This window comes from Thalassobacillus cyri (assembly GCF_900107755.1).
GTDB classification, from domain to species: Bacteria; Bacillota; Bacilli; order Bacillales; family Halobacillaceae; genus Thalassobacillus; species Thalassobacillus cyri.
The window spans coordinates 74,653-95,369 of record NZ_FNQR01000006.1; the positions used below are offsets into that span (position 1 = coordinate 74,653).

Genomic DNA, 20,717 nt, shown 5'->3' on the forward strand with positions numbered 1-20,717 from the left:
GGATATAATTGAAAAAAGCAGCGTAGATGGAGGTAGGCTCATGTCAGCAGATAATGGTAAATATAACATAAAAGCTGTATCTAACATCCTCGGTGTACAACCCGGTACTTTACGAGCGTGGGAACGACGGTACCAAATCATACGTCCTGTCCGGAATAATGCTGGACACCGTCTTTACACAGAACATCATGTACGTACTTTAAAATGGTTAATTGCGAAAGTGGATCAGGGCTTTACAATTTCTCAAGCTGTATCTTTATATGAAAATAACCATCACGACATTTCTGATGATGTACAGGAAAATGTTCATGATACAGAATTATCAAAAATAACACAGCAATTATCAAATGCTTTGCTGTCTTTTGATGAAAAAAATGCCCAGAAACATATGGATCATGCTTTCAGCTTATATACGCCGGAAATGGTGGCTATTGATATCATCAGTCCACTTTTAATTAAAATAGGAATCCGGTGGGAGGAAAATGAAATAACAAGCGCTCATGAACATTTTGCTAGCAACTTTCTCAGATCCAGACTTGGTATGTTGCTGTTGTCGATTCCAGCTGCTCCCTATCTGCCAAAAGCAGTACTGGTATGCGGACCCAATGAAAAGCATGAGCTTGGTTTGTTGATATTTGCTTTGTTCTTGAAACGACAGGGTTATGAAGTCGTCTATCTTGGCCAAAGTATTGCTGAAGGGGATATGAGTAGAATTATAGAAGATGTGGATCCAGCTTATTTATTTCTATCAGCAACCTTAAAAAAGAATGTGCTTGCTTCCATTAGGATGGCGGAAAGTTTACAGGAAGCTTATCCTGATTTAAAAATAGGACTTGGTGGTTATGCTTTTGACCAATTGCCTCAAGAGGAAAGAACAAAAGCAGGTCGTTATGTAGTCGGGACCACGAAAGAAGATTGGTTGAACTGGCTGGATCAACATTAAGCAAGCAGGTATCATGGCTTTAATATAGAAAGATACGTACCGCAGGTTGGACGTACAAAAGCAGCATAAAAGGGCACCAAAAGTTGAATAATAGCATAGGATAAAGATAAACCGATAGCTTTCAGGGGGCGATGGGATGCGTTTGGAGAGAATGTCCAACGATAAATTCAAAATATTCCTTACCTTCGACGATTTAATTGAAAGAGGGCTGACTAAGGAAGATTTGTGGCATGATTTACCCCGCGTGCACCAATTATTCAGTGATATGATGTATGAAGCCAGTGATGAACTGGGTTTTGAACTGGATGGTACTTTGCTTGTACAGGTTTATCTTTTACAAGCGCAAGGTATGTTCATCGTAGTGACTCAGACCGACCGTGATTATCAGGATGAGGATGAAGACTATATCGAAATGAAAGTTACATTGGATGAAAGTAAAGAATTGATTTTTTCATTCCTGGAGTTTGAGGATATCATACAAGTCTCTCGTCGTTTGTATAATTTAGGTGTAGATGGTGGAAGCATTGTACATTATCAGGATTATTATTATATGAAATTAGAAGAAGAGGACATTCAGGAGCTTAACAGAGAGCAAATCATTGCATTGATGTCTGAATTCGGTACACCAAGTATTGTGACTTCCCACCGACTGTGCGAATATGGGAAAATCGTAATGGAAAATCAAGCCGCAAAGCAAGTTTATAATTATTTCATAAAAAACAAACCCGAATAAAATGAACGGCTCAATACTACCGTTCATTTTTTCTTTGACTTTATTGAGTATTCTGGTGATATTTTAGATAGATGATATCTTTCCCTGGTAATTGCTATAACAACCGATTCAGGTTAGAAAAAGTATAATTTTCTCACCATTTCATTTTTACAAAAGAATAAATAGAACGTTTCTAATGAACATGTTAATATTGTAGGGAATATGTATGTTAAGAAGGTAACCGTTGATGGGAGTGTATATGTTGAAAATAGCTGTTTTATATGGTGGGACTTCAGGTGAAAGAGAAGTATCTTTATCCACCGGTAAAGGAATTATAAATGCATTGAAAAAAAATGGACATGAAGTGATGGATATTGATTTTAACCCGGAACGATTGAATGAAATACTTAATTTGAATGTAGATTTAGTATTTATCGGGCTTCATGGACGATATGGGGAAGATGGAAAAATTCAAGGCTTACTAGATATGCTGGAAATTCCTTATGTAGGTTCAGGGGTACTGGCTTCAGCTCTTGCAATGGATAAGGCCAAGTCAAAACAGATCTTCAGTCAATACGGGATTGCTACGGCACGAAGTAAAACCTATCAGGTAAGATCCAATAATCCATCTGAAATTTCAGAAGCAATCAAGAAAGATTTCAAGCCGCCATTTGTCATCAAGCCGAATCAAGAAGGCTCCACATTAGGTTTGACGATCGTGAAAGACATCGCTCAAATTGAAGAAGGTGTGGAAAATGCAAGTCAATCCGATGATACGATACTTGTTGAAGATTATATTGGCGGGAGAGAAGTGACAGTACCAGTCGTGGGTAAACAAGGAGAGGAAAAGGCTCTTCCAGTTATAGAAATCATCCCTAAAAGTGATTATTATGATTTTGAATCCAAATATCAACCGGGTGGCAGTGAACACATTGTACCTGCTCAAATACCTGAAGAGATGACTGATAAACTGCAAAAGCACGCTGTCCTGGCTCATCAATTATTAGGCTGTGATGTCTACTCCCGGGTCGATTTTATTGTAACGAATGAAAATGAGGCAGTTATACTGGAAGTGAACACCTTGCCAGGTATGACACCAACCAGCCTCTTTCCTGACTCAGCTAAGAAAATCGGCTGGAGTTATGAAGAGATGGTAGAGCGATTTGTTGAGCTTTCCATCAAGAAATGATAGCATGAGTCGTAACCGCTTCCATAGTAATTGGAAAGCCAATTTTTATCTTGATTTTGTTGCTTGCATATTCGAAATGAAAGTGTATACTAATCACTGAAAGCATAGTTGTTAATGACAGTGAATGGATCGATATAGGAGGTAAACTGATGGTAGCCGATAAGCCAGCAGATGCTGCAAATGATAAGTTGGATGTATTGAAATCCACCCAGTCTGTAATTAGGAAAGCTTTAGATAAATTGGGGTACCCAGGTGAAGTGTATGAATTATTGAAAGAACCCGTTCGGATGATGACGGTTCGAATCCCTGTCAGGATGGATGATGGTTCTATCAAGATTTTCACCGGATTTAGATCTCAACATAATGATGCTGTAGGACCGACTAAAGGTGGAGTCCGTTTCCACCCGAATGTCAGTGAAAAAGAAGTGAAAGCACTCTCTATTTGGATGAGTCTAAAAGCTGGAATTGTGGATCTTCCTTATGGCGGGGGAAAAGGCGGAATCGTATGTGACCCTCGTGAGATGTCTTTCCGGGAGTTGGAAGGGGTAAGTAGAGGTTATGTCCGTTCGATAAGCCAAATTGTAGGCCCTACAAAAGATATTCCAGCGCCAGATGTATTCACCAACTCTCAAATTATGGCTTGGATGATGGACGAATACAGCCGGATCGATGAATTTAACAACCCGGGCTTCATTACTGGTAAACCGATTGTGTTAGGTGGCTCTCACGGGCGTGAATCCGCGACCGCCAAAGGTGTAACTATCTGTATTGAAGAAGCATGTAAAAAGAAAGGAATCGATCTGAAGGGTGCCCGCGTTATTGTTCAAGGGTTTGGTAATGCAGGAAGCTTTCTGGCTAAGTTCATGCACGACAAAGGTGCGAAAGTAATCGGCATTTCCGATGCATATGGCGCCCTGCATGACCCGGAAGGACTGGATATTGACTACTTATTGGATCGCCGCGACAGCTTCGGTACTGTTACTAACTTATTTAAAAATACGATTACCAATCGGGAATTGTTGGAATTGGAAGGGGATATTCTTGTCCCTGCAGCGATTGAGAATCAGATCACCGAAGATAATGCTTATAACATCAAAACGCCAATTGTTGTAGAAGCTGCCAACGGCCCGACAACATTAGAAGCCACTAAAATTCTATCCGATCGTGGAATTCTTTTAGTACCGGATGTTCTAGCTTCAGCCGGTGGTGTTACTGTTTCCTACTTTGAATGGGTGCAGAATAATCAAGGCTATTACTGGACAGAAGAAGAAGTAGAAGAGAAACTTTACAAAGTGATGATCAAAGGCTTTAACAATGTGTACAACACATCCCAGACCAGACGTGTCGATATGCGGTTAGCCGCTTATATGGTGGGTGTCCGTAAGATGGCGGAAGCTTCCCGTTTTCGTGGATGGGTATAAGTTGATTCTGAGTTCGATATCTCCTATCATGTTATTGGTAGGAGATATTTTATTGTGGTAAAGTGCTTGAAGGAGTAATGATCCAGGTATATATTTATTTAAAATTGTTTTAACTATGGCTGGAGAGCTGAGAGTCTCTTCAGTTTTCTTAGTGCTTGAAGGAGTGAGAGAGTCGTGCAACAAGAAGAAGTGATCATAGTCGGAGCAGGACCCTGTGGGATGAGTGCTGCTATTGAACTTAAAGAGAGAGGCATAGAACCGCTTTTGATAGAAAAAGGGAATGTCGTCAATTCCATCTACAATTATCCCACTCACCAGACCTTTTTCAGTTCCAGTGAAAAGCTGGAAATTGGCGGAGTACCATTCATTACAGAACGACAAAAACCTGTAAGGAATCAAGCCCTTGCTTATTACAGAGCAGTAGCCCAACGCAAGCAGTTGCGAGTCAACGCATATGAAAGAGTGTCCCAGGTTAAAAAAACAGGCGATGCTTTTACCATTCATACAAAAAAGAATTCGGGAGAACAAGTGACATATAAGGCGAAAGATATCATCATTGCCACCGGTTATTACGACCAACCTAACATGATGGGTATTGACGGAGAAGAGTTAGATAAAGTGATGCATTACTTTAAAGAAGCACATCCTTATTTTGAAAAGGATGTCGTCGTAATCGGCGGGAAAAATTCAGCTGTCGACGCTGCGCTTGAACTTGTAAAGGCAGGAGCGAATGTGACAGTACTTTACCGTGGCGAAGATTATTCCAAAAGCATAAAACCTTGGATACTCCCTGAGTTCGAAGCGTTGGTTAATAAAGGAATTATAGCAATGGAGTTCTGCGCTGAGGTGAAAGAAATAACAGAAACAGAGGTCATCTATTATTGTGAAGGCGAGGAGTACAGAATTGCCAACGATTTCGTGTTCGCAATGACTGGGTACCAGCCGGATCACAGTTTCCTTACCAAAATGGGCGTCGACATGGATGAGGAGACAGGAAGACCGACGTTCGATGAAACAACCATGGAAACAAATGTACCTGGCATTTATATCGCAGGTGTTATTGCAGCCGGCTATAATAACAATGAAATTTTTATTGAAAACGGGCGTCATCATGGGGAACAGATAGCTGAAGCGATTGCAGCTAAAAAATAAAGGAAGAGGCTGGCTTTTTATATGAAAGCCAGCCTCTTTTTTCGTTTCGGTGACCGTTTACCAGCACCTTAAAAAGCCTTTAATCAGTAATCAAACATGGGTGCCAGTTCAGTTGGGTTATTCGTCATTTCGAGAGCGACCATAAGTTTGATTCTTGCCTTAGGGCCAGTTAACCCGTTAGCGAAAATGATACCAGCTTCTCTTAATTTTCTTCCACCGCCTTCATAGGCATAGGTATCCTGGACAATGCCCTGGTAGCATCGGGACACAAGGACAATCGGAATATTCATTGCCAATAGTTTTTTAATAGAGTCTACTGTGGCTGGGGGGAGGTTTCCTTGTCCGAGAGCTTCAATGACCAGCCCGTCAATATTCGTCTCGCGTAAAGCATCGAACATCGAACCATCCATACCGGCGTAGGCTTTGACCAGAGCGACATTTTTGCTTATTTGCTGAATAGGATAAGAATCACGCCTACTCAGTTTATGATGGAAAAAGACATCGCGTTTTGTGGTTATACCAATAGGACCGTATTGAGGACTTTGGAAAGTCGCTACATTACTGGTAGAGGTCTTGGTGACATTTTTCGCTGTATGAATTTCATCGTTCATAACCACGAGCACACCTTTGTCCTGCGCCTCGTCACAGGTGGCGACACGAATAGCAGTCAAAAGGTTATAAAGTCCATCGGCGCCGATTTCATTACTGGAGCGCATAGCTCCTGTCATAACAACAGGTCTCCTAGTCTGCAGGAACAGATCTAAAAAGTACGCTGTTTCCTCTAAGGTGTCTGTACCGTGGGTCACGACAATCCCATCAATATTTTTAGAGGCAAGTTTTTCATGTATTCTTCTTCCAAGTTGCAGCATGTGTATGGGAGTCATATGGGGAGAGGGGATATAGAATAGCACCTCGTCCTCGATTTCCGCTACATTACCCAGCATATCATTGAGTTCCTGTAAGGGATGACGGCCGTCTGTATTGACTTCTCCTGTCGCTTTATCTTCTTTCATCGAAATAGTTCCGCCTGTATGGATTATCATAATTCGTTTCATAGTGATCACCTGCTTTTCTAATGTTCCGTTTCTTTCCTTTCCATGATACGATTAAATCACTTGGATGGAAAGTGAGGAGCAATCGATGATATCCATTCTTACACTGGCCCTTGCCCCTGTGGCAGCCATTATGACGTTCATTTATTTCAATAAACGGATAGAATTAGAGCCGCTCCCATTGATATTTCGTACTTTCATTCTAGGAGCGCTTCTAGTGTTTCCGATCATGTTCATACAATATGCGTTTAATGTTGAAGGACTCTTGCAATCTCCCTATTCCCAGTCATTTATATTAGCAGGGTTGCTAGAGGAATTTTTAAAATGGTTCATTTTTTTATTTGCTGTCTATCAGCATAGAGAATTCGATCATCCTTATGATGGCATCATCTACGGGGTTGCGATCAGCCTTGGTTTCGCCACGGTGGAAAATGTTATCTATCTCTTAGCGAACGGTGCTCAATATGCATGGGGGAGGGCGATATTCCCTGTATCCTCTCATGCATTGTTCGGCATATTAATGGGCTTCTATATTGGGAAAGCTAAGTTTAACACATATCATAATAAAATGTGGCTCTTGCTTGCTTTATTGATCCCGGTAGGTTTGCATGGTCTATATGATCTGATCCTTACCACAACTGCCAGTGTCTGGATTTATCTTATGATTCCTTTTATGGCAGTTCTTTGGTATATCGGGATACGGAAGATCAATCTGGCTAATCATAATTATCCAAATGTCCATACTAAAGCTGAATAAAGAGAACTTCCTGAAAACCATGCCTTAAACGGCATGGTTTTTTTCTCCATGATTATAACCGACTGCAACAAGGCATCGAGTCTTTTTTATTAGAATAAACACAAATGATATACAGAGCGTAATTAATTTTCACCAACGTCAGGTTGTCTGGCAGATATGTAAGATGTTAGCACTGGCGTTATTTTAATGCATAAATCCTGACTAGATTCAAAAGATATCAATAGCATTAATGAATAAATGAGTCCAGGAGGCGAGAATAAGTAATGATCATAAAGCGGTCGATTTTTTATACAGCTTTATCGGTATTGTTGGCAGGAGGATTAGTAATAGCCTTTCCAAGCGAACCAGCAGATGCTTTTTCCAATCAAGTGATCCAGCAGGGGGCTGTGGGAGATGATGTTATCGAGCTGCAAGCCAGGCTGCAGTATCTAGGTTTTTACAATGGGGAGATTGATGGTGTTTTTGGTTGGGGAACCTACTGGGCTCTGCGAAACTTCCAATATGAGTTCGGTATGGAAATTGATGGCTTGGCAGGCCAGACAACAAAACAAAAACTAGTGAATGCCACCAAGTATGATGAAGGCTTTGTAAAAGAACAAATTAGGAAAGGAAGAGATTTTTCTTATTATGGCGGTGTTCCTAAAGAGCAACAAGTAAAAAAACAGCCGCAAAAGCAACAGGGAAATCAGCAGCAAGCTGAAGGGCCTAGCAATACTGCAGTAAATGTTCCAAATGGTTTCTCCCAAAATGATATTCAATTGATGGCTAATGCTGTCTATGGAGAAGCACGAGGAGAACCCTACGTCGGACAGGTAGCAGTTGCGGCAGTAATCTTAAATCGTGTCAACAGTTCAACTTTCCCCAATACAGTAGCAGGTGTAATTTTTGAACCGAGGGCTTTTACAGCTGTAGCTGATGGCCAAATTTGGCTTACCCCCAATGAAACGGCGAAGCGGGCAGTCATGGATGCGATAAATGGATGGGATCCATCCAGTGAAGCGATTTATTATTTCAACCCGGATACAGCCACTTCTGGATGGATATGGAGCAGGCCTCAGATCAAAAAAATCGGTAAACATATTTTTGCGAAATAGGTGGTGAGATTAGATGAAAAGATGGATATTGATTACATTATTAGTTATTGGAGTAGTAGGAACAGGGGTATGGGGCTATAAAGAACATCAGGATAAAAATGCAGTATTGATCCAGGCAGAAAACAGTTACCAGCGGGCATTTCATGACTTAACCTATCATACAGATTTACTTCATGATAAAATCGGAAATGTTTTGGCCATGAATACGCAAAAACGCCTTTCACCGGAGCTCGCTCAAATATGGAGGTTGACATCAGAAGCACAGACCGATGTGGGACAGCTGCCATTGACGTTGCTCCCTTTCAATAAAACAGAAGAATTTTTACATGATATTGGTGACTTCAGCTATAAGACAGCAATTCGTGACTTGAATAAGGAACCGCTTTCTGATGAAGAAGTAAAAATGTTAGAAAACCTTTATAAACAAAGTGGGACGATTAAAGATGAACTTCGTAAAGTTCAACATACTGTATTAGAAGAAAATCTACGTTGGATGGATGTCCAGCTTGCATTAGCTACAAATGATTCACAGGGTGACAATACGATTATTGATGGGTTTAAGACAGTGGAAAAAAGCGTTGCAGGTTTTGGGGAAGAGAATAATGGCAGCAATATTATCGGGATAGCCGATGAGAATCATGAATTCAAAGGTCTGGAAGGTGAGGATATCACCGAACAGGAAGCAACGAAAATAGCCAAAGAAATTTTCAATATTAAAGAAAAGCAGAATCTGAATATTACAAAGTCAGGTAAAGGAGCAGATGTCCAAACCTACATGGCTTCTTATCAACAGGGCGATAAAAATGGCTATGCTGACCTTTCTGAGAAAGGTGGTCACCCATTAACGGTAATGGTCGAACGGCCTGTAAAAGAGGCGAAAATCAGTCTCCATGAAGGGGCTCTGAAGGCTAATGAATATTTAAAGTCCTTTGAATTTCCAGATCATGAACTGGTTCAAAGCAGCCAATATGAGAAAGAAGGAGTTTATTCATTTGTCGCTACTCAAGATGGGGTAAGAATTTATCCGGATGCCATCCAGATGAAGATTGCTTTGGATAATGGGGATATGTTGGGAATGTCTGCGAAAGATTATTTCATGAATCACCAGAAACGGGAAATAAAAGAACCTGCCATTTCGGAAGAAGAAGCCAGGTCAAGTGTTAATCCGCAAGTGAAGATTCAGGAGCAGCATATGGCGATCATTGAAAATGATTTGGCAGAAGAGGTATTGACGTATGAATTCCTAGGAACTTTAGGTAATAATACCTATCGAATTTTCATTAATGCTGAAGATGGAACAGAAGAAAAAGTAGAACGGTTGAAGGCTACGGAAATCAAATTTTCACGGGCAGTTTAACAGGAAAGGTGGATACTCCACCTTTCCATTTTTTAAATAATTTGAGATAATTACCATAGACAAAAATACTAGTCAGAAAGAAGGGTTTACGTGGTAGAAATAGGAACTCCTGTCACCCTTGAATTAATACATACAGATCATGGTGCTCAAGAATCGTTTAAAAGTAAAATTGTCGATAAAAAAGGTAATTACCTCTTTCTTGCTTATCCTGTCGGTGAAAAGACACGCAAGACAGGAGTTTTCCTTGAAGGCACCCAAATAAAAATAAGTTTTGTCGGGAAAGACCAGTCCGTTTACCTGTTTGAAACCTCTGTGATTGCCCGAAAGAAATTAAAAATTCCTGTGCTGGTATTCTATTTTCCAGGAGACAACGAGATCATAAGGATTCAAAGAAGAAAATACGTACGGATTGAAACAGCTGTTGATGTCGCTGTATATAACAATCAGTTGGATGTGCCACCCTTCACAACGATTACAATGGATATTAGCGGTGGGGGCGCTGCCATCGTTTTGCCAGAAAGCCACCAGCTTAAGCATCAGGAGAATCTGGGTTTGATGCTTGTATTCCCTATGAATTCCGGTGATATACGATATATAGAAGCAAAAGGCACAGTGGTTCGTATTTTTAATCATAAAGAGATGGAGAGGGATATTGCTTCCATTGAATTCAGCACTATCCCGGATAACCAAAGGCAAACCATTATCCAATTCTGTTTCGAGCGTCAGTTATATATGCGGAATAGAGGTATACAATAGATTTTTCCCATAAGCCATAATAAGGAATGATAAAGGATGAAGCGAGTGGAAAGAATTATCATGATCTTACTTCTGCTGCACGGGGGGTTGCTTATTATTTCACAATATCTGTTGCTGCATACGGAAATAGTATGGAACTGGCAACCCGTTCATGATTATTTAGGTGTATTCCCCAGTAGTGAGCAGACAAATTTCATAGATTTTTAAGCAACGTATATGTTATGATTTTGAGATAGAAAGTAAATAGTTTAACTAATAGAGAAGCGTAAAAAACAACTAAAAGACAGGTTGCAGGAAGATGGATAGGAGGGACGCGCTTTCTTGAAAGCAGAAAGGCGTCTTTTTTCCTTGTAGCCAGAGAGCATAACTGTTGGAAAGTGGTGAATGGATTTGGAGAATCAATTAGCGATAGCCATAGATGGGCCTGCCGCTGCTGGTAAGAGCACTGTTGCTAAAAAAGTCGCTCATCAACTAGGGTATGTATATATTGATACTGGAGCGATGTACCGGGCACTGACATGGTGTGCGTTACAAAAAGAACTCGACCTGGAGGATGAAGCGGGGGTACATCATCTATTAATGGAATGTGACATTCTTTTGAAAATGGAACAAGACGGACAGCGTGTATATGTCAACGAGGAAGATGTTACCCAGGCAATTCGCACACAAGAAGTAACGAATCAGGTATCGCTCGTCGCTAAACATAGAAAAGTCCGCGAAGAAATGGTGCAGCGACAGCAAAAGCTTGCAAAAAAACGCGGGGTCGTAATGGATGGAAGAGATATTGGCACGCATGTAATCCCGGATGCTGAAGTAAAGATCTTCATGAGTGCATCCGTGGAAGAGCGCGCGGAAAGAAGGCATAAAGAGAACCTTAAAAAAGGTTTTCCATCTAATTTAGAAGAGTTGATGGATGAAATCAGAAGACGCGATGAAATCGATTCAAAGCGGGAAGTAGCCCCACTTCTCAAAGCAGATGATGCAGTGGAAATAGATACAACCTCCTTGAGTATCGATGAAGTGGTCGAGCGAATCATTGCCGTAGTTAAAAAAAATGGTTAAGGAGAAAGTGATATGAATCTTTATAAGGTGGGGAAGTTTTTATTCACAGTTATTCTGTACCCGCTCTACCGCATCAAGGTCATTGGCAAAAAAAATATCCCAAAAGAAGGTCCTGTGATTATCTGTTCCAATCATATATCGAATTTAGATCCGCCGGTGGTTGGCATAACCAGCGGAAGGAACATTCATTTCATGGCCAAAGAAGAACTTTTCAAGAACAAATTTTTCGGGAAAATACTTAGAAACGTCCATGCATTTCCAGTCAAGCGTGGTATGAAAGATCGGAATGCATTGAGAGGCGGATTGAAGATTCTCGAAGAAAATGAAACCCTGGGTCTTTTTCCAGAAGGGACAAGGAGTAAAACTGGGGAGGTAGGACAGGGGTTAGCAGGCGCAGGTTTTTTTGCACTTCGTTCTGAAGCATGGATCATACCATGTGCCATTATTGGTCCGTATAAACCCTTCAAACGGTTGTGGGTAGTATATGGTGAGCCAATTGATATGTCCAGTTATCGTGAAAATAAAGCTACAGCTCGGGAAACTACTGATATGATAATGAAAGAAATCGAAAAATTAGCAAAAAACCCAAAAATGAACGGTTAATTACTTGACAAATTCTTATAAATATTAGAAGTTAGACAAAAGGACATTCTGAAGTGAAGTAGTGTCGGATTTTGAAGGAGGTAGCTTGGTATGGATGAAATGAATCAAGAAGTTACAGGAATGCAAGGATTCTCTACTGGTGACATCGTGACAGGAAAGGTAGTGAAAGTGGAAGAAAAACAAGTTCTTGTTGATGTCGGCTATAAAGTAGAGGGGATTGTTCCAATTAGTGAACTCTCCAGCCTTCATGTAGAGAAAGCATCAGATGTAGTTAGTGAAGGCGATGAAATCAAGCTTCAAGTCAAGAAAGTAGAAGATGATGAAATCGTGCTCTCCAAACGTGCGGTTGATGCGGACAAAGCATGGGAAGAGCTGGAACAGAAATATGAGAGCGGAGAAGTATTTGAAGCGGAAGTAAAAGACATCGTCAAAGGCGGACTTGTAGTAGACGTCGGCCTGCGTGGTTTCATTCCTGCTTCTTTGGTTGAAACTTATTATGTTGAAAATTTTGATGAATATAAAGGAAAACCTTTAACACTAAAAGTAGTAGAGCTTGATCGCGAACAAAACCGCGTTATTTTGTCCCACCGTGCCGTGGTGGAAGCAGAAGAGTCTACAAAGAAACAGGAAGTCCTAAATTCATTGGAAGAAGGCCAAGTCATCGAAGGTACCGTACAGCGCATCACTGATTTTGGTGCATTCGTAAACCTTGGTGGAATCGATGGACTTGTTCATATTTCCCAGCTTTCCCATGAACATGTGGAAAAGGCTTCTGATGTGGTAGAGGAAGGCCAAAAGATTAATGTGAAGGTTCTTTCTGTGGACAGAGACAACGAGCGTATCTCCCTTTCTTATAAAGAAACCCAGCCTGGACCTTGGCATGATCTGGAACAACGTGTGGAGCGTGGGGCAGTTCTTGAAGGAACTGTCAAACGCCTGGTGAACTTTGGAGCATTCGTCGAAGTGTTCCCGGGAGTGGAAGGCCTGGTTCATATTTCTCAAATTGCAAGCCGTCATATCGGCACTCCGGATGAAGTGCTCGACGTCGGGCAGGATGTTAAAGTGAAAGTTCTTGATGTCGATGAACAAGCTAAGCGTCTGTCATTAAGTATCAAAGAGCTTGAGCGTGATGAAGACCGTCAGGAATTGAAGCAGTATGAAAAGGAAGACGACCATTCTGGTTTCCAATTAGGAGATATGATTGGAGATAAGCTGGATAAATATAAAAACTGATTGGTGAGAAGGATATGTCGAGAGAAAAACGTAAAATCGATCATATCCGCCATGCACTCAGTCATTCCAGAGAACAAATCAATCATTTTGATGATATAGAAATTGTACATCAAAGTATACCTTCTTTGGACTGGAATGAATTGGAATTGAACACGGAAGCAGGCGAACTTTTATTAAGTTCGCCTCTTTTTGTCAATGCCATGACGGGTGGCGGCGGAGAAAAGACAGAAGAAATCAACAGAGGACTGGCAGAAGCTGCTGCTGAAACAGGTATCGCTATGGCAGTGGGATCACAGATGTCTGCATTGAAAAACCCCGAAGAAAAGAAGAGTTATCAAGTAGTACGGAAAGCGAACCCTGAGGGGGTCGTTTTTGCTAATTTAGGCAGTGAAGCAACACTTGAGCATGCTCAACGAGCAGTAGAAATGCTGGAAGCAGATGCTATGCAGATTCATTTGAATACACTCCAGGAATTGATCATGCCAGAAGGGGACAGGGATTTTAGGTCTCGATTACATAATATCGAGCAGATAGTATCAGGTCTCCCTGTACCGGTCATCGTTAAAGAAGTAGGATACGGTATTTCAATGGAAACAGCGTCAGAATTGAAGAACATTGGAGTCCGCTATATTGATGTGGCCGGGCGTGGGGGCACAAACTTCTCTAAGGTCGAAAACAAAAGAAGAGAGGATCCCCTGGTGGTTTTTGAGGATTGGGGAATTCCTACCCCGATTTCTATAATGGAAGTACGAAACCGATATCCGGAGTCTCATACATTCGCTTCTGGAGGGGTTCGAAATGGTATTGATGGAGCTAAAGCCTTGATATTAGGAGCGCATATGTTTGGCATGGCAGGCGGTTTACTGCAAGTAATGGTTCAACGTGGAAAAGAAGCTGTTGTGGAGCGAATCAATGCGATTCATCATGAATTGAAAGTTGCCATGATGATGTTGAATGCTCGCAGTCCCAAAGAATTAGAAGGAAAAGCTTATGTACTAACAGGAAAAACAAAAGAATGGATAGAACAACGTATTTAGCGTTTGGTTATTGCTACCATTAAAATATTAACATTGTAAAAAAGCTGTCCCTGGAAGATTTTTTCTTTGGGACAGCTTTTTTATTATTTAGATGCTATAGATGTGGTTCCTTTTTTGGGAGTTCTGACGTCACGATCAGATTCTACACGCCTTTCTTTCCGCAATTTCTTTTCCTGACGATCTTTACCCATTTTCATCCCTCCTCATGCCTCTTAGTATTCCCGGTTTTAATTTTCCCTATGAGGTTTAAATAGTGGCGCAGTCATCCATAATGTAAAAAAGAAGGGATGTAAAATAAATGGATGTGGCCGCTTTTTATTGGTTCAGCTGGGTAACTTGGATAGGCGTGGTGTTTTTTTATAATGATGATGATTGGAAACCGATTTTTTCTATTGGCCTGCTAGGATTCATTTTTCTGTCTGATAGCTATGCCATACTCCATGATGTAGCCTTTTCATGGGCTTTTATACTAATGTGGTGTGGCTCTTTGTGGTTCTTAATGAAGATCGGGGTAACCGCCTTGCAAATGGTATATATGCTTTTATACAGTATCATGCTTGCGAGCATCCAGTTATTCATCTTTCTGAATCCTGTCTGGTCTTTATTTCCGACTGAAATCATTTTGGTTATGCTTTCTGTATTAATGTTTAAGATACTGGACGGCCAGATGCGGAATCGGATATTTATGTTTGTCTTTTTTGCTTCCACAGGGAGCTTTATTAGTTCCTATATTCTTTACCTATATGGAATTGTCCAGGTGATTGGCAGTGCGAGTGAACTAATCTTCATAATGAAAGGCGTGTTCATTTTTCTTCTGATCTATGGTTTGCAGGTTACTAAGAAAAAAATTGCACTGGCAGCAAACGAAATAAAGATGAGAACGGAGCGATTTGAACCATGAATGAATATACCTATCCAATTTTATTCGGCATTATTGTCGGTACAGGATTGAGGCTAATGATGCTCAGGACTGATTATCGTCAGTATCCCACCTACTTGCACGGGAAAATTATTCATATTTCTTTAGGGTTTATTGCTGCTTCGCTTGGCACACTCGCTGTGCCTTCTATAATGGAAAAAGAGTTTACCGCAGTCACTTTTCTTGCACTTGCAGCGTCTCAATTTCGCGAGGTGAGGAATATGGAGCGGAACACCATGACGGAATTAGACGAATATGAGTTAGTACCAAGAGGAAATACTTATATTGAAGGAATTGCAGTAGCTTTTGAGGGACGTAATTATATAGTTATCATCACCTCGCTGTTATCAACCCTGGCTTATTTAGCATTCAATATATGGGCGGCGCTCGTTGCAGCCATCATCTTGTATTTCCTTTCAAAGAAGTTGATGAGTGGATCAACTTTAAAAGATATCGTTCATATCAACTATGTCGAGCCGCATTTTGAAGGGGCTGGTTTATATGTCGATAATATTTATATCATGAACATTGGTTTACCGGAAAGACAGGAAGAAATCTTACGCTACGGAATGGGATTTATTTTAGAACCTAAGAATTTTAATGTCCGTTCCACCATAGCTAATCTCGGACAAAGGCAGGCAATCCTTCATGATGTCTCGGTAACTTTGGGGGTTTTTAGGGATTCGGGTACGCCAGCGCTGGTACCTTTGATCAAGCGGGATTTGGATGATGGCAGGATTGGTGTTTTCATCCTTCCCCAGGATAATGACCTCGACCGTGCGATAAAGACAATCGGGGCTGTCCCTGTTTTAGAGAATGCTATTCGGATGCCTTCCGAGTCGCGTCCAGAAATGGAGGGTAAGAAACGATGAAAATGGAAAAATCTATCCTGGCTGCCATCACAACTGACCAATCAAGAGAAAGGGTTGGAGGCGGTATGCCAATTTTCTACTGTGATACCCGTGAGGAGCTGGAAATGGTAGCGGCTAACTTGGAAGCAATTATTGATGGAATCGCTCATGCGCTCAGTAAAGACCTCTATATCATTGTAAAACACTGAAAAAGATTGTTTCTAGACAACTTGTTTGCTAGAATAGTTACGTATAACGTATGGAAAGCGGTGCTTTACATACCATGGTTAAATGAAAAGTCAGTCAGGGGGGTTGACTCAAAGACAAGGATGACTCCGCCATGCTTTACTTCAAACAAGGAAGTAGTGTGGTTGTTCATCCCTTGATGAGCCCCCTTTTTTTTAATGCTTTATAACCAGCAATTAAAAAGTGACAGCTGCTGTTCGGCAGCAGGCAGAATGAAAAAGGAAGCATTCTGGCTGATTGGACAGCTTTTTTACTTTTCTGGCATCACAACTATATGGAATAATATTAAATCAGCTAGGGCAGAAAGGATGTACCTTTCATGAGAAAATCAGTCGTAGCCATTGTAGGCAGACCGAATGTAGGTAAATCAACGATATTCAACCGGTTAGTCGGAGAAAGAATTTCTATTGTAGAAGATATCCCTGGGGTGACACGCGATCGTATCTATGCACAAGGGGAGTGGCTTAATACTACCTTCAATATCATCGATACAGGTGGAATTGAAATAGGTGATGAGCCGTTGCTGGTGCAAATGCGTGAACAGGCTCAGGTAGCTATTGACGAGGCAGATGTCATCATATTCATGGTGAATGGCCGTGATGGGATTACCGGTGCTGATGATGAAGTAGCTAAGATTCTCTACAAATCAAATAAGCCGGTGGTACTTGCTGTCAATAAAGTCGATAATCCTGAAATGAGGGAAAATATATATGAGTTTTACTCCCTTGGATTTGGGGAGCCGTTCCCGATCTCCGGGACTCACGGATTAGGCTTAGGAGACATGCTGGACGCAGTTGTAAGTCATTTTCCTGAGAAAAGTTTTGAAGAGGAAGATGATTTAACGATACGCTTCAGTTTGATCGGAAGGCCGAATGTCGGCAAATCATCTTTAGTGAATGCGCTGCTTGGGCAAGAGCGTGTCATAGTAAGTGATATAGCCGGTACAACTCGGGATGCTATTGATACCCCGTTTAAAAAAGAAGATAGGGACTTTGTCATTATCGATACGGCTGGAATGAGGAAAAAAGGAAAAATTTATGAAACGACAGAGAAATATAGTATCCTGCGGGCATTGAAAGCGATTGAACGCTCGGATGTAGTACTTGCCTTGATTGATGCAGAAGAAGGAATCATCGAGCAGGATAAAAAAATTGCCGGTTACGCACATGAAGCAGGAAAAGCGGTCATCATTGTAGTAAACAAATGGGATACGGTAGAAACAGATGAAAAAACGATGAAAGAGTTTGAACAAAAGGTACGTGCTCATTTTCAATATTTAGATTACGCTCCGATTGTATTCTTATCTGCAAAAACAAAGAAACGTATTCATACGCTCCTTCCTCAAGTGTTGAAGGCGAGTGAAAATCATGCGAAACGTGTCCAGACCAATGTATTGAACGAAGTGATTATGGATGCGTTGGCAATGAACCCTGCTCCTACAGTAAAAGGGCAGCGACTGAAAGTATTTTATGCTGCCCAGGTATCTGTGAAGCCACCTAGCTTTGTTGTATTTGTCAATGAACCTGAATTGGTGCACTTCTCTTATGAGCGTTTCTTAGAAAATCGAATCAGGGAAGCTTTTGGTTTTGAAGGAACCCCAATAAAAATATTTGCTAGAAAACGTAATTAAGAAAGGGGTAGTAACATGGGAAAAATTGCTGTAATAGGTGCAGGAAGCTGGGGGAGTGCCTTAGCGCTTGTGCTGGCTGATAATAATCATGATGTTAGATTGTGGACACACCGACAGGAGCAGGCAGAAGAAATAAACAATGCTCATACGAATGAAAAGTATTTGAAAGGGATAACGCTGCCAAAAGCAATAACAGCTTTTCATGACCTGAAAGAAGCGGTTCAGGACGTATCCCATATTATTCTGGTGGTACCGACAAAAGCTATGCGTGAAGTCTGTCAGGAACTGAAACAGGTAATCGATCATCCTGTCACCATCACCCATGCCTCTAAAGGTATTGAACCTTCCACTTATAAACGTGTTTCGGAAGTGATTGCAGAAGAACTTCCGGAAGAGCTGTACAGTGCGATTGTAGTCCTGTCAGGGCCGAGTCACGCAGAGGAAGTCAGCTTACGTCAACCGACAACAGTGACTGTATCCTCCGGAAATTTGGAACAGGCAGAACTTGTCCAAGATTTGTTCATCAACGAAAAATTCCGTGTGTATACCTCGCCTGATCTGGTAGGTGTGGAGTTAGGCGGTGCCCTTAAAAACATTATTGCGCTAGGTGCCGGTATTTCTGATGGACTTGGTTATGGCGATAATGCTAAAGCTGCATTAATCACCCGGGGGTTGGCGGAAATCACAAGGCTTGGCACATCGATGGGTGCTAACCCGTTGACATTCGCAGGGTTATCAGGTGTAGGAGATCTAATTGTAACCTGTACCAGTCATCATAGCAGGAACTGGCGTGCTGGAAACCTGTTAGGGAAAGGGAATGATCTCGACGAAGTATTGGATAAGATGGGAATGGTGGTCGAAGGAGTTAGAACCACTAAAGCAGCTTATCAGTTTTCCAAGGAACAATCTGTTGAGATGCCAATTACCAATGGACTTTATAGAATCCTATTTGAAGGCGCAAAGCCCAAAGATGTCGTCGATCAGTTGATGACAAGAGGCCGTCGCCATGAAATGGAAGAGTTGAGCAATTTATTGGGCGAACGTTCATAAACCTTTTTGTAATGCCTCACACTCCTTTCTATTGTGCATATGATATGTTGAATGTTATGCACGAGGAGGGACATTTAGTGAGTGATTTTCAGAGAAATCTATTCGATCAAATCCAAAAGAAATCGAATGTATCGCCAGATGAAATCTTCAATGTAGCGGATTCTGTCAAGAATGCAGACCTGTCTGATGAAAAGACGATCCGTAATTTAGTCAGACAATTATCCAGGATGGCTAATAAACCAGTTTCGAAAGAGAAAGAGGATAAAATCGTAAAGGCGATCATTAATCAAAATATGCCGCTTGATATGAACAGTTTGAATCAATTATTTAAAAAATAAACTGTGGTTGGGCGCGTGAGGATACGGGCATACCATCAACTGCATAAGATAACTCGCAGCAACCATTCTATTTGAGCTGCCATTGGGGATTATTTAGTCACGGGGCTGTAACAAGGTATATGATGTGGAATGAACTGGTCGATCAATCAAAAACCGGTATAGAAAGAGAATTTCACATCATCGCTTTGATACAGTCTCCTTTCTTATGTGTATTTACTGGATTCGGACAAGCACTATGATATAATACCTGAGGTGAATAACAGAGATTGTCAATAGGGGGAAAAAGCATGTCGCTATCTATGTTGAATATGTATATATCCTTTGCCGGAATAATTTTTATGTTTCTAGCAATCGGACTCATCATGTTGAGTCGTTATAAATTGAAAGGAATTGTGGCAGGGATTGTCGCTGCATTTGCCTACATATTCATGATCCTGTCAGGTCTTATAATATTTTACATTGTTTTCAGTGGACCTACCGGATGACATCTGGCAAGGGAGGTTAAAACATGAAGATTAAAATAGCGCTGGCTGGTTTATCCGTATTATTTCTGCTTACAGGATGTTTATATCCTGAGAACCGTTTATCAAAAAACAATATACCAAATGAAGTGCAACTTGAGAATGTTCAACGAGCAATTGATAGCTATCGAGAGCAAGAAAATGGTTTGCTGCCAATCAAAACAAAAAATGAAGACACTCCCATTTTTCAAAAATATGTGATTGATTTCAAGAAGCTGAAAGAAAAAAGCCTGATTTCAGATATACCAGGAAATGCTTTCGAAAACGGGGGAGTCTACCAGTATGTATTAATACACCCCGAAGAAGATCCGACGGTGAAATTGATAGACTTGCGTATTACGGAACAACTCCGTTCTTTACGTTACGATATCAATCGTTATCTACAGAATAACCAGTACCCACCATACAAATCCCAGGTAGCTCAAGGTATATATGATTTGGATTATAAAAAACTTGGGTTAGACTCTCCATTGACGGTTACAAGTCCCTATAGTCAGGAACCCTTGCCAGTATATATCAAGGGAAACGGGGAGCTGGTTGTTGATTATCGGAAAGATCTGTACAACTTTTTGCAGAATGAAGAGCATTCTTTTGAAAGCGGGGATGATATCCGCTATCTTTTAGTGAATCATTCTCCATTCGTACCTGTTTATTCTCCTGCATACACCATAGAAAATGGTGAACCGATTTTCATGTCGGAGGCATAGAGGAAACGTTCATTTCATAAGCATAAGAGACTGGAAGGATTCATATTGCCAGTTTCTTATGCTTTTTTTGTCTCTCAATGTAAAAAC

At 41.0% G+C, this 20,717-nt stretch carries 24 protein-coding genes; 22 read left to right on the plus strand and 2 right to left on the minus strand.

What is annotated here, in order from left to right:
• Nucleotides 1-40 precede the first annotated feature (40 nt).
• The 5 genes from BLV00_RS09025 (at nucleotide 41) to BLV00_RS09045 (ending at nucleotide 5,417) form a co-directional block, all read left to right on the plus strand.
• Nucleotides 41-943, plus strand: a complete 903-nt coding sequence (locus BLV00_RS09025) for a MerR family transcriptional regulator (RefSeq protein WP_093044629.1) — start codon at nucleotides 41-43, stop codon at nucleotides 941-943.
• A 136-nt stretch (nucleotides 944-1,079) separates the two neighbouring features.
• Nucleotides 1,080-1,676 carry a genetic competence negative regulator gene (locus BLV00_RS09030; protein ID WP_093044631.1) on the plus strand — a complete coding sequence of 199 codons (597 nt, stop codon included), beginning with the start codon at nucleotides 1,080-1,082 and terminating at the stop codon, nucleotides 1,674-1,676.
• Nucleotides 1,677-1,917: 241 nt separating this feature from the next.
• Nucleotides 1,918-2,844, plus strand: coding sequence for a D-alanine--D-alanine ligase family protein (locus tag BLV00_RS09035; RefSeq protein WP_093044785.1), 927 nt, complete (start codon nucleotides 1,918-1,920; stop codon nucleotides 2,842-2,844).
• Between the two features lie 149 nt (nucleotides 2,845-2,993).
• Nucleotides 2,994-4,265: a Glu/Leu/Phe/Val family dehydrogenase gene (locus BLV00_RS09040; RefSeq protein ID WP_093044633.1), complete on the plus strand. Its 1,272-nt coding sequence runs from the start codon at nucleotides 2,994-2,996 to the stop codon at nucleotides 4,263-4,265.
• Nucleotides 4,266-4,439: 174 nt separating this feature from the next.
• Nucleotides 4,440-5,417: a YpdA family putative bacillithiol disulfide reductase gene (locus BLV00_RS09045; protein WP_093044635.1), complete on the plus strand. Its 978-nt coding sequence runs from the start codon at nucleotides 4,440-4,442 to the stop codon at nucleotides 5,415-5,417.
• 83 nt (nucleotides 5,418-5,500) lie between these two features.
• Here the strand turns inward: BLV00_RS09045 and BLV00_RS09050 are convergent, their stop codons facing one another.
• Nucleotides 5,501-6,472 (minus strand): asparaginase, encoded by a 972-nt coding sequence (locus tag BLV00_RS09050; protein WP_093044637.1) that lies wholly within the window; start codon nucleotides 6,470-6,472, stop codon nucleotides 5,501-5,503.
• 85 nt (nucleotides 6,473-6,557) lie between these two features.
• On the opposite strand from BLV00_RS09050, the gene prsW reads away from it, so the two are divergent.
• The 9 genes from prsW to fni all read left to right on the plus strand — a co-directional run bounded on the left by prsW (nucleotide 6,558) and on the right by fni (nucleotide 14,368).
• Nucleotides 6,558-7,226, plus strand: a complete 669-nt coding sequence (prsW, locus tag BLV00_RS09055) for a glutamic-type intramembrane protease PrsW (RefSeq protein WP_093044639.1) — start codon at nucleotides 6,558-6,560, stop codon at nucleotides 7,224-7,226.
• Nucleotides 7,227-7,489: 263 nt separating this feature from the next.
• Nucleotides 7,490-8,320 carry a spore cortex-lytic enzyme gene (sleB, locus tag BLV00_RS09060; RefSeq protein ID WP_093044641.1) on the plus strand — a complete coding sequence of 277 codons (831 nt, stop codon included), beginning with the start codon at nucleotides 7,490-7,492 and terminating at the stop codon, nucleotides 8,318-8,320.
• 13 nt (nucleotides 8,321-8,333) lie between these two features.
• Nucleotides 8,334-9,677, plus strand: coding sequence for a germination protein YpeB (gene ypeB, locus BLV00_RS09065; protein ID WP_093044643.1), 1,344 nt, complete (start codon nucleotides 8,334-8,336; stop codon nucleotides 9,675-9,677).
• Between the two features lie 90 nt (nucleotides 9,678-9,767).
• Nucleotides 9,768-10,433: a flagellar brake protein gene (locus BLV00_RS09070; RefSeq protein WP_093044645.1), complete on the plus strand. Its 666-nt coding sequence runs from the start codon at nucleotides 9,768-9,770 to the stop codon at nucleotides 10,431-10,433.
• A gap of 60 nt (nucleotides 10,434-10,493) precedes the next feature.
• Nucleotides 10,494-10,640: a hypothetical protein gene (locus BLV00_RS22745; protein ID WP_425441666.1), complete on the plus strand. Its 147-nt coding sequence runs from the start codon at nucleotides 10,494-10,496 to the stop codon at nucleotides 10,638-10,640.
• Between the two features lie 183 nt (nucleotides 10,641-10,823).
• A complete protein-coding gene (cmk, locus tag BLV00_RS09075; protein ID WP_093044786.1) occupies nucleotides 10,824-11,495 on the plus strand; it encodes a (d)CMP kinase in 672 nt (223 codons plus the stop codon).
• A 12-nt stretch (nucleotides 11,496-11,507) separates the two neighbouring features.
• Nucleotides 11,508-12,098: a lysophospholipid acyltransferase family protein gene (locus BLV00_RS09080; protein WP_093044647.1), complete on the plus strand. Its 591-nt coding sequence runs from the start codon at nucleotides 11,508-11,510 to the stop codon at nucleotides 12,096-12,098.
• A 90-nt stretch (nucleotides 12,099-12,188) separates the two neighbouring features.
• Nucleotides 12,189-13,331, plus strand: a complete 1,143-nt coding sequence (rpsA, locus tag BLV00_RS09085) for a 30S ribosomal protein S1 (RefSeq protein ID WP_093044649.1) — start codon at nucleotides 12,189-12,191, stop codon at nucleotides 13,329-13,331.
• 14 nt (nucleotides 13,332-13,345) lie between these two features.
• Entirely contained in the window at nucleotides 13,346-14,368 is a 1,023-nt protein-coding gene (gene fni, locus BLV00_RS09090) for a type 2 isopentenyl-diphosphate Delta-isomerase (protein ID WP_093044651.1), read from the plus strand.
• A gap of 83 nt (nucleotides 14,369-14,451) precedes the next feature.
• Here the strand turns inward: fni and BLV00_RS21670 are convergent, their stop codons facing one another.
• A complete protein-coding gene (locus BLV00_RS21670) occupies nucleotides 14,452-14,559 on the minus strand; it encodes a YpzI family protein (protein WP_245728912.1) in 108 nt (35 codons plus the stop codon).
• A gap of 107 nt (nucleotides 14,560-14,666) precedes the next feature.
• On the opposite strand from BLV00_RS21670, the gene BLV00_RS09095 reads away from it, so the two are divergent.
• The 8 genes from BLV00_RS09095 to BLV00_RS09130 all read left to right on the plus strand — a co-directional run bounded on the left by BLV00_RS09095 (nucleotide 14,667) and on the right by BLV00_RS09130 (nucleotide 20,630).
• The gene (locus BLV00_RS09095) at nucleotides 14,667-15,269 is read left to right on the plus strand and encodes a YphA family membrane protein (RefSeq protein ID WP_093044653.1); all 603 of its coding nucleotides are present in this window, start codon (nucleotides 14,667-14,669) and stop codon (nucleotides 15,267-15,269) included.
• A complete protein-coding gene (locus BLV00_RS09100) occupies nucleotides 15,266-16,159 on the plus strand; it encodes a YIEGIA family protein (RefSeq protein ID WP_093044655.1) in 894 nt (297 codons plus the stop codon). Before BLV00_RS09095 ends, BLV00_RS09100 begins: the two co-directional genes overlap by 4 nt.
• Entirely contained in the window at nucleotides 16,156-16,347 is a 192-nt protein-coding gene (locus BLV00_RS09105) for a capping complex subunit for YIEGIA (protein ID WP_093044657.1), read from the plus strand. Before BLV00_RS09100 ends, BLV00_RS09105 begins: the two co-directional genes overlap by 4 nt.
• Nucleotides 16,348-16,703: 356 nt before the next feature.
• Nucleotides 16,704-18,014 (plus strand): ribosome biogenesis GTPase Der, encoded by a 1,311-nt coding sequence (gene der / locus BLV00_RS09110; protein WP_093044659.1) that lies wholly within the window; start codon nucleotides 16,704-16,706, stop codon nucleotides 18,012-18,014.
• 15 nt (nucleotides 18,015-18,029) lie between these two features.
• Nucleotides 18,030-19,064 carry an NAD(P)H-dependent glycerol-3-phosphate dehydrogenase gene (locus BLV00_RS09115; RefSeq protein ID WP_093044661.1) on the plus strand — a complete coding sequence of 345 codons (1,035 nt, stop codon included), beginning with the start codon at nucleotides 18,030-18,032 and terminating at the stop codon, nucleotides 19,062-19,064.
• Nucleotides 19,065-19,141: 77 nt separating this feature from the next.
• Nucleotides 19,142-19,402, plus strand: a complete 261-nt coding sequence (locus tag BLV00_RS09120) for a stage VI sporulation protein F (protein WP_093044663.1) — start codon at nucleotides 19,142-19,144, stop codon at nucleotides 19,400-19,402.
• 287 nt (nucleotides 19,403-19,689) lie between these two features.
• Entirely contained in the window at nucleotides 19,690-19,887 is a 198-nt protein-coding gene (locus tag BLV00_RS09125) for a DUF2768 domain-containing protein (RefSeq protein WP_093044665.1), read from the plus strand.
• A 23-nt stretch (nucleotides 19,888-19,910) separates the two neighbouring features.
• The gene (locus BLV00_RS09130) at nucleotides 19,911-20,630 is read left to right on the plus strand and encodes a hypothetical protein (protein ID WP_093044667.1); all 720 of its coding nucleotides are present in this window, start codon (nucleotides 19,911-19,913) and stop codon (nucleotides 20,628-20,630) included.
• The last annotated feature ends 87 nt before the right edge of the window (nucleotides 20,631-20,717 follow it).